Genomic DNA, 7378 nt, shown 5'->3' with positions numbered 1-7378 from the left:
CCGGTGATGTCCTCCAGGTGGCCGCGGGCGGCCTCGGCGTAGCCCTTGGGGGCGTTGAGGCCGGTGCCGATCGCGGTCGCCCCGAGGTTGATCTCATGCACCAGGCCGGAGGCCTCCAGCAGCCTGCTCTGGTCCTCCTCCAGCATCACGGCGTACGAGGAGAACTCCTGGCCGAGCGTCATGGGCACCGCGTCCTGGAGCTGGGTGCGGCCCATCTTCAGGACGTCGTGGAATTCCTCGGCCTTGGCGGCGAACGCCTCGCGCAACACACCCATCGCGTCGAGCAGTTCATGGACGGCGATGACGGTGGCGACCTTGAGGGCCGTCGGGTAGACGTCGTTGGTGGACTGGCTGAGGTTGACGTGTTCGTTGGGGTGGAGGACGCCGTACTCGCCCTTTTCGTGGCCGAGGATCTCCAGGGCCCGGTTGGCGATCACCTCGTTGGCGTTCATGTTGGTGGAGGTGCCGGCGCCACCCTGGATCACGTCCACGACGAACTGATCGTGCAGCCGGCCGTCCCGGATCTCCCGGCAGGCGGCGACGATGGCCGCGGCCTTCTCCGGGGTCAGGAGTCCGAGGTCCTCATTGGCGCGGGCCGTGGCTTCCTTGACCGCCGCGAGCGCGTTGATCAGGTGCGGGTACGCGGAGATCGCCGTACCGGTGATGGGGAAGTTCTCCCGGGCGCGCAGGGTGTGGATGCCCCAGTACGCGTCGGCGGGGACGTCGCGGTCGCCGAGGAGATCGTGCTCGCGGCGATGGTCCGCGGTTATGGACACAGAGGTTTCCTTCGTGAGGTGTGAGCATTCGGAACGGAGAAGGACATGACGCGGGCATGCCAGTACATCGCCGACGACGGGCCGATGATCGAGGGGGACGTACCAGGCGAGGGCCACAGCGGCCCTCATGAAGGACCACTCTGCGGTGCCGTCGCTGTGAGGTCCATCGGCAATTTCCCCGGTTGCTTATGAAGCTTTGCTTCATGGACACGCTTCTGGTCTACTCCGTCATGTGATCGATCCCCGCAGGCTCCGGGTGGTGCGGGCGCTGGCCGACCACGGCACCGTCACCGCCGCCGCCCAGGCTCTCTACATGTCCCCGTCCGCGGCATCGCAGCAGCTCGCCGCGCTTGAGGCGGAGGTCGGGCACGCCCTGCTGGAACGGCGCGGGCGCACCGTCCGGCTGACTCCCACCGGCACCGTGCTGGCCGCTCACGCGACGAAGATCGCCGCGCAGCTGGAGCAGGCGGAGGCCGAGATGGCCGCGTGCTCGGAAGGGCTTGCAGGGGAAGTGACCATCGCGGCCTTCGCCAGCGCGATCACCGAAGTGGTGGCCCCGGCGGTGGCGACGCTGCGGGAGGACGCTCCGCAGGTACGGATCCGTGTGAAGGACGCCGAAGGCCACGCCAGCCAACGGCTCCTCATCGACGGGGCGGTCGATATCGCCCTGTCGGTGGAGCACCGGGACATCCCCGGTCAGAACAGCGAGCAGCTGCTGCGCGAGCCGTTGTACGCGGAACCGTTCGATGTCGTGCTGCCGTCCGGCCATCGGCTGGCCGGCGCCCCGGAGGTCGACCTGGCCGACTTGAGCGACGATCCGTGGGTCACGCCCTGGCCCGGCAACCCGGTGCACGACGTCGTCCTGCGCGCCTGCGAGGAGGCCCGTTTCCAGCCTCGGGTGGAGTGCCTCGCCGATGACTCCCGGGCGGTGTGCGCCCTCGTCTCCGCGGGCGCGGGTGTGGCGCTGGTGCCCCGCTCGGCGCTCCACGGCATCGCCTTCGGCGGCGCCGCCACGCGCCCGGTCCGCGGCCACCGTCCCACGCGGCGGGTGTTCACGGCCGTCCGGCGCGGCAGCGAGCGCCATCCGCTGCTGAGGCTTGCGCTGCGCGAACTACGGGACCGGGCCGCCACCCTCCGCTCCTGACCGCTGACCGGCGCGCACCGCCACGTTCCTCGCCGGACCACTCATCCGCGAGACTCCAGTGCCGCGGCCGGCGGGTCGCCGTTGAGGAAGCCGAGGAGTTCGCCGCGGGGCGGCCCGGTGGCGGGGCCGTGCCGGGTGACGGCGAGGGCGGCCGCCGCGTTGGCGCCCCGCGCAGCCTCGACCGGGGTCAGCCCGCCGCCGAGGAGGGCGAGGAAGGCGCCCGTGTGGGCGTCGCCCGCGCCATTGCTGTCGACGGCGGTCACCCGGCGCCCGGGAAGGTGTACGGCCTCGCCGCCAGGGGGTACGAGACGGCATCCCGCCGCGTCGGCCCGTACGATCACCCCGGTGTCCGGGCCCAGCCGCGCGGCGAGCGCGGCCGCGATCGGCGCGGCGTCGTCCAGGCCGGTCAGCAGCCGTCCCTCACGCTGGTTGCAGGTGATCCAGTCGCAGCGCGCCAGGACGGGTTCCAGCACGTCCGGGGCGATGTCGGCGACCAGTGGCCCCGGGTCGAGGAAGACCCGGACGTCTGCGGGCAGCCGGGTGATGAGCGAGGCCAGGACCGGGCCGTTCACCGGGTAGGCGAGCCCGTACCCGGAAACCTGCACGAGGTCGCCGGGGCGCAGCGCGGCGAGCACCGTGGCCGCGTCGGCCTCGGTCAGCCGGGCCTCCGCTCCGGGGCTGGTGGCGAAGGTGCGCTCGCCGCCGTCGTCGACGAAGGCGACGCAGAATCCGGTGTCCGTGTCCGCCAGCGGCGGGAGCAGCACCTCGATGCCCTCGTGTGCGAGGTCGGCGCGCACCCGGTCCGCGAACGGGCCCGTGCCGTGGGCTCCGGCGTAGAGGGCGGGCAGACCCAGACGGTGTGCGGCCACGAGGACGTTGAAGCCGCCGCCCGTGGCGAAGGTGGTGTCCGTGGACACGGTGTCGCCACCGCGTTCGGGCACCTCCGGCACCCGCATCACCAGGTCGACGATGGCGTTGCCGAGGAGTACGAGCCTGCTGTCCGCCCGGCCGCCGGTGGCGCCGTCCACGCCGCTCACGCGTGCTCCTGTGCGGTCGTCGCGAGCGTGGTGTGCTGCGCGGAGGTCTCGCCGTGAACCGTGCCGTCCAGGCGCCGCAGCAGGGCGTAGACGGCGGCGGCGAGGGTGAGGGTCACCACCCATCCCAGTCCGTTGGTGCCGATCCAGCTGTCCGAGAGCGGTCCGGAGAACCAGATGTCGGTGGCGCCGGTGCCCGCTTCGGTGAAGAGCAGCCCCACCACGATGGCCGCCGCCCATGCGCCCGTCGCGGGCCAGGAGAAGCCGCCCCGGTACCAGTAGCGGCTGGTGCGGCCGGTGTTCATCAGGGCGTCGGTGTCGTAGGACCGCCTCAGGAGCAGGTCGACGGCGAAGACACCCACCCATGCGGTGATCGGCACGGCGAGGAGGGTGAGGAACGTGATGAACGGACCGTAGAAGTCCTTGGCGATCAGGATGAAGTAGATGCCGCCGACGAAGGTGACGACCACGTCCAGGGCGACGGCCAGGGTGCGCCGGACCCGTATCCCCAGGGTGATCATGGTGAGCCCGGCCGAGTACACGGACAGGTGGTTGGAGAGCAGCAGCCCGCCGAAGGCGGCGATCAGGTACGGGATGGCCATCCACCGGGGCAGCATCGCGTTGATCGCCGAGACCGGGTCGGCCGCGGAGGCGAGGTCCGGCTGCCCCGCCGCGAGCAGCGAACCGAGGGAGATGAGGACGACCAGGGGAATGCCCGCGCCGAACGCCGAGGCGGCCACGAGCCTGCCACCGGGGACCCGACGGGGCAGGTAACGGGCGTAATCCGCACCGGCGTTGGCCCAGCCGATGCCCGTTCCGGCGGCGATCATGCCGGTGCCCACGACCATGGCGCCCACCGGGGCGGCCGGCGCCTGGAAGACCTTGTGCCAGTCCACGGTGGCCACGAGAAAGGCGATGACGACCAGGTTGAGCAGGCCGAAGGCGTAGGTGGCCCACTTGTTGATCCACATGATGGTGGCGTGTCCCAGGCCGCTGATCAGCAGGGTGCAGCCGATGAAGACCAGCAGGCAGACCACGGTGAGCACGGTGTTCCCCCGTACGCCGAACGCGACGTCGAGCAGCGCCAGCAGGGCGAAGGCGGCCGTGGTCGTGTTGATCGTCTCCCAGCCGAGCCTGCTCAGCCAGGTGACCAGGGTGGGGCCCGCGTTGCCCCGGACACCGAAAACCGCCCGGGACAGGGTGAGCGCGGGTGCGCCGCCGCGCTTTCCGGCGATGCTGAGCGCGCCCACCAGGGCGAACGAGCCGAAGGAGCCGAGCACGGCCACGATGGCCGCCTGCCAGATGTTCAGGCCGCGGAAGCTGACCAGCGCCGCGCCGAGCGGCAGACCCAGGATGCTGATGTTGGCCGCGAACCAGGTCCAGAACATCTGCCCCGGGTGGCCATGGCGTTCGGCGTCGGGCACGGGCTCGATGCCGCGTGTCTCCACCGCGCCGACGCGGTCGTTGTCTGATCCGGCCATGGTCGTACCTGTCTTTCTGTTCGGGGAGAGCAGTCACCCGGTCGCGGCGGTCCGCAGTGCGAGGAGGGAGGTGGCCAGCGGCTCCAGGTCGAGGCCGTTGACGGAACGGAGGGTGGTGAGCGCGTCGGCCGGGAGGCCTGAGGCGCCGCTGAGGGATCCGGCGACGGCCCCGGCGATGGCGCCGATGGTGTCGCAGTCGCCGCCGAGGTTGGCGGCCAGGAGGCAGGCGCGCCACGGTTCGCCGTCGGCCAGGGCCAGAACGGCGAAGGCCGCGGGAACCGACTCCTGGCTGGCGACGCTGGTGCCCACGAGGTCGCTGATACGGTCCAGGGCTCGCTGCTCGGGCAGCCCGCGGACCAGCTCCACGGCCCATTCGATACGGGCCGCGATGGCGGCCCCGTAGACCCAGTGGCCGCGCTCGGCACCGGCGGTCGCGGCCGTGATCGCCGCGGCGATGGCGTCCTTGAGATCACCGCCGCCGACCCCCCGGCTCACCGCGGCGGCCACGGCGGCGGCCGAGGCGATGCCGAGGGTGGTGTCATGGGTGACCTGGCACGCTGCGGCGACCTGGTCGACGAAGGACTCCAGCGGTGTGTCGGGAAAGGCCACGCCGACCGGGGTGATCCGCATGGCGGCTCCGTTGGTGGCGCCGGTCTTCCCCGCCTCCTCGGGCGGTGTGCCGCGGGACACCGCCTCCAGGGCGGCCTTGGTGGACGGGCCCAGCAGATCGAAGGAGCCCTTGGCCTTCATGGCGCGCTCCCACTCCAGCAGCTCCTGGGCGAGCCGCGTCGGATCGATGCGCCCGCCCCCGTCGACCAGCAGGCGGCCCACGATGACGGCCTGGTCTGTGTCGTCGGTGACCGACCCCGCGGGCATTCCGGCGCTCACCGGATTGTCGGCCGGGCCCGGTTCGAAACCGGTGACGGCGCCGAACCGGGTGACGATCGACCGCCGGGACATGATCTGGGTCGGCATGCCGAGCGCATCACCCATGGCCAGGCCGTACAGGGCTCCGAGTGCGCGGTCGTGCTGGTCGTTCATCGAGGATTCCTGTCAGTGCGGGGCGGGGCGGTTCGGTACGGGGCTGTTCGGTGCGGGGGCGGCGGCTCATCCGGGTGGCTCGCCGAAACCGAGGTGGAGTTCGAAGCGGGCGGGGTCCAGCAGGCTGGTCACGTGCTCGACGACGCTGCCGTCCGCCCCCCGGCTGACCCGGCGTGTACGGAGGAACACCTCCCCCTCGCCACGGCGCAGCAGGGCCGCCTCGACCGTGTCCAGCCTGGTGACCGACGCCCACTCGTCCCCGTACGTGGCGCGGATGCCCACCGCGGCCAGGGTCCTGGTCAGCGAACCGTCCACCAGGCCGCGCAGCGGCACCTCGGCGAGGGCGGGGGTCAGCGGGACCCTGCTGCGCTCCAGCGAGACGGGGGTGTTCCCGGGCAGGACGCGCAGGCGGTCCAGGGCCAGGAAGTGGCCACCGTCGATATCGCCGCCTTCGATGCCGAGCTTCCCGGCCAACGCTTCGTCGCGCACCGCCTCGAGGCGCAGCACCTCGGTGGTGATCCGGACGTCCTGGTCGGCCAGGGCCCTGGTCCAGCCCAGCCGGTTGTCCAGCAGGGCGCCGTCGAAGGTGACGAACGAGCCGACACCGGCGTGGGTGGAGATCAGCCCCTGCTTGCTCAGCTCGTCCAGCGCTTGGCGGACGGTGGTCCGGCTGACCGCGAAGCGCCGGGTGAGCGCGTGTTCGCCGGGCAGCCTGCTGCCCGGCTCCAGGGCACCGCTGTGGATCTCGCGGGCCAGGACGCGGGCGACGCGCTGGTGCTTGCGGACCTGTTCAGTCATGTCCGGAAGCTAGCCATACATGTCCAGTCCTGTCTAGAGAGGTGGACTGGATCGACCGGCTCCTGGCGCCCACCGGGATCTCCACCGCTCGCTCCACCGCTCCACCGGAATTCTTGTGGGGCCCGGTATCCAGGGAGGTGGTCAGTCGGTCTGGAATTGCCACACCGACCGCAGCACTCCGGGAAGGAGTCCGGCATGATGCGCCGCCTCACCACCACGGCAGGGATTCTGGCCGCCACGGGCGCCCTCGCCTTCGGCTTGGCACCATCGGCCTCCGCCGCTCACGGCGACCTCTTCAACAGCACCTGGCGCACCGTCAACCCCAGCGGCTGCATTTCCGTACCGCTGGAGGACAACAGGTTCCACGTGTACAACCAAACCAACGAATACGCGCTCGCCTACATGAACAACGACTGCAGCGGGCCGGTCATCGATGTGATCCCGCCCGACGGCGAGTCCGAGGGAGGCGAAATCGCCATTCTGGGCCGGGCCATCTGGATCCGCTGACGCCCGCGAACGACGGGGTGGACGGCGCGGGCATGCGCGCCGTCCACGTGGTGTGCGGGGGTTTTACCCGACCGCGACGAGGGCCGTCAGGAGCGTTTGTCGATGGTGATGAACGGGTCCCATTGGAAGTAGCCCACCGGTTTCAGGTCGCTGTCCAGGACTTGGAAGTAGAAGCGGTAGGTGACCCGGCCGGTCTTGCGGACGTCCGCCTCCCAGTAGTGGTCCTCGTAGTCCTGCGTGACGAAGTCCGGCCTGCCGTCGGACCCCTCCTTCGGCATCGGATAGGTGCCGTCGCCCACCACGATCCGTGGCGTGCTGATCAGCGGATCGCTGCTCACGTACCGGTACAACAGGGCGCTGTATTCGCTGTTGAGCGACAGCGTCGTCTCACGCCACCTGATGATGTCCCTCGGATTGGCCCGGAAGTTCAGTTCGGCTCCCGAGGAGCCGACGACGCGGTCCTGACGCGTCGTCATATAGATCAGGCTGTGGTCGACCTGGGTCGGCGCGTCGGGATTCCTCGACGCGCTCGTATAGAGCTTGGCGATCGAGAACGCGTCGAACGCGATCATCACGTTGATGAACTCGGACATGTTC

Annotated in this window: 8 protein-coding genes; 2 read left to right on the top strand and 6 right to left on the bottom strand. The window is 70.8% G+C overall.

Features of this window, described 5'->3' with window-relative positions; genetic code table 11:
- Positions 1 to 770: lyase family protein (locus ACZ6CL_RS34920; RefSeq protein WP_468943445.1), on the bottom strand; the 770-nt coding region annotated here is incomplete at its 3' end.
- A 238-nt stretch (positions 771 to 1008) separates the two neighbouring features.
- Between ACZ6CL_RS34920 and ACZ6CL_RS34915 the strand changes: the two genes are divergently transcribed.
- Positions 1009 to 1920, top strand: coding sequence for a LysR family transcriptional regulator (locus tag ACZ6CL_RS34915; RefSeq protein ID WP_468943439.1), 912 nt, complete (start codon positions 1009 to 1011; stop codon positions 1918 to 1920).
- A 41-nt stretch (positions 1921 to 1961) separates the two neighbouring features.
- On the opposite strand, the gene ACZ6CL_RS34910 is transcribed toward ACZ6CL_RS34915, so the two are convergent.
- From ACZ6CL_RS34910 to ACZ6CL_RS34895, 4 genes are all read right to left on the bottom strand, one after another.
- Positions 1962 to 2957 carry a PfkB family carbohydrate kinase gene (locus ACZ6CL_RS34910; protein ID WP_468943437.1) on the bottom strand — a complete coding sequence of 332 codons (996 nt, stop codon included), beginning with the start codon at positions 2955 to 2957 and terminating at the stop codon, positions 1962 to 1964.
- Entirely contained in the window at positions 2954 to 4435 is a 1482-nt protein-coding gene (locus tag ACZ6CL_RS34905) for a purine-cytosine permease family protein (RefSeq protein ID WP_468943435.1), read from the bottom strand. The genes ACZ6CL_RS34910 and ACZ6CL_RS34905 overlap by 4 nt, the downstream gene beginning before the upstream one ends.
- A 33-nt stretch (positions 4436 to 4468) precedes the next feature.
- Positions 4469 to 5476, bottom strand: a complete 1008-nt coding sequence (locus ACZ6CL_RS34900) for an ADP-ribosylglycohydrolase family protein (protein WP_468943433.1) — start codon at positions 5474 to 5476, stop codon at positions 4469 to 4471.
- 66 nt (positions 5477 to 5542) lie between these two features.
- Positions 5543 to 6274, bottom strand: coding sequence for a GntR family transcriptional regulator (locus ACZ6CL_RS34895; protein WP_468943431.1), 732 nt, complete (start codon positions 6272 to 6274; stop codon positions 5543 to 5545).
- 195 nt (positions 6275 to 6469) lie between these two features.
- On the opposite strand from ACZ6CL_RS34895, the gene ACZ6CL_RS34890 reads away from it, so the two are divergent.
- On the top strand, positions 6470 to 6781 hold the full coding sequence (locus ACZ6CL_RS34890) for a hypothetical protein (protein ID WP_468943429.1): 312 nt from the start codon (positions 6470 to 6472) through the stop codon (positions 6779 to 6781).
- A gap of 86 nt (positions 6782 to 6867) precedes the next feature.
- On the opposite strand, the gene ACZ6CL_RS34885 is transcribed toward ACZ6CL_RS34890, so the two are convergent.
- Positions 6868 to 7374 (bottom strand): inclusion body family protein, encoded by a 507-nt coding sequence (locus tag ACZ6CL_RS34885; RefSeq protein ID WP_468943426.1) that lies wholly within the window; start codon positions 7372 to 7374, stop codon positions 6868 to 6870.
- Positions 7375 to 7378 lie beyond the last annotated feature (4 nt).

This window comes from Streptomyces sp. NPDC041200, from assembly GCF_055591805.1.
Note: the sequence above shows the minus strand (reverse complement) of the source record. Positions and strands in the feature narration are given on the sequence as shown.